The organism is Shinella sp. NM-101 (assembly GCF_021401195.1).
Taxonomy (GTDB): Bacteria; Pseudomonadota; Alphaproteobacteria; order Rhizobiales; family Rhizobiaceae; genus Shinella.
This window is the reverse complement of the sequence record NZ_JACBFT010000052.1, coordinates 1-1160: the sequence shown is the minus strand read 5'-3', so window position 1 is coordinate 1160 and position 1160 is coordinate 1. Positions and strand designations below refer to the sequence as shown.

General features: G+C 63.4%; 1 protein-coding gene. It reads left to right on the top strand.

The window, feature by feature from the left end; all coding sequences use genetic code 11:
• The coding region (gene tuf, locus L0976_RS28525; RefSeq protein WP_234190768.1) for an elongation factor Tu at positions 1 to 1160 on the top strand (1160 nt) is incomplete at both ends.

The window sequence follows — 1160 nt, the reverse complement described above, 5'->3', positions numbered from 1 at the left end:
ATGGCAAAAGGTAAGTTTGAGCGCAACAAGCCTCACGTAAACATCGGCACGATCGGCCACGTTGACCATGGCAAGACGTCGACGACGGCAGCGATCACGAAGTATTTCGGCGAGTTCAAGGCGTATGACCAGATCGACGCCGCACCGGAAGAAAAGGCGCGCGGCATCACCATCTCGACGGCGCACGTCGAATACGAGACGGCCAACCGCCACTATGCGCATGTCGACTGCCCCGGCCACGCCGACTACGTCAAGAACATGATCACCGGTGCGGCCCAGATGGACGGCGCGATCCTCGTCGTCTCGGCTGCCGACGGCCCGATGCCGCAGACCCGCGAGCACATCCTGCTCGCCCGCCAGGTCGGCGTTCCCGCCATCGTCGTGTTCCTCAACAAGGTCGACCAGGTCGACGACGCCGAGCTTCTCGAGCTCGTCGAGCTGGAAGTGCGCGAACTGCTGTCGTCCTACGAATTCCCGGGCGACGACATTCCGATCGTCAAGGGCTCGGCTCTCGCCGCCCTCGAAGATTCCAACAAGGAAATCGGCGAAGACGCGATCCGCGCCCTGATGGCCGCAGTCGACGACTACATCCCGACCCCGGAACGTCCGATCGACCAGCCCTTCCTGATGCCGATCGAAGACGTGTTCTCGATCTCGGGCCGTGGCACGGTTGTCACGGGTCGCGTCGAGCGCGGCATCGTCAAGGTCGGTGAGGAAATCGAGATCGTCGGCATCCGTCCGACGACGAAGACGACCTGCACGGGCGTCGAGATGTTCCGCAAGCTGCTCGACCAGGGCCAGGCCGGCGACAACATCGGCGCGCTGCTGCGCGGCGTCACGCGTGACGGCGTCGAGCGTGGCCAGATCCTGTGCAAGCCGGGTTCGGTCAAGCCGCACAAGAAGTTCAAGGCCGAAGCCTACATCCTGACGAAGGAAGAAGGCGGCCGTCATACGCCGTTCTTCACGAACTACCGTCCGCAGTTCTACTTCCGCACGACGGACGTGACGGGCATCGTGACGCTTCCGGAAGGCACGGAAATGGTGATGCCGGGCGACAACGTGACGGTTGACGTCGAGCTGATCGTTCCGATCGCGATGGAAGAAAAGCTGCGCTTCGCCATCCGCGAAGGCGGCCGCACCGTCGGCGCCGGCATCGTCGC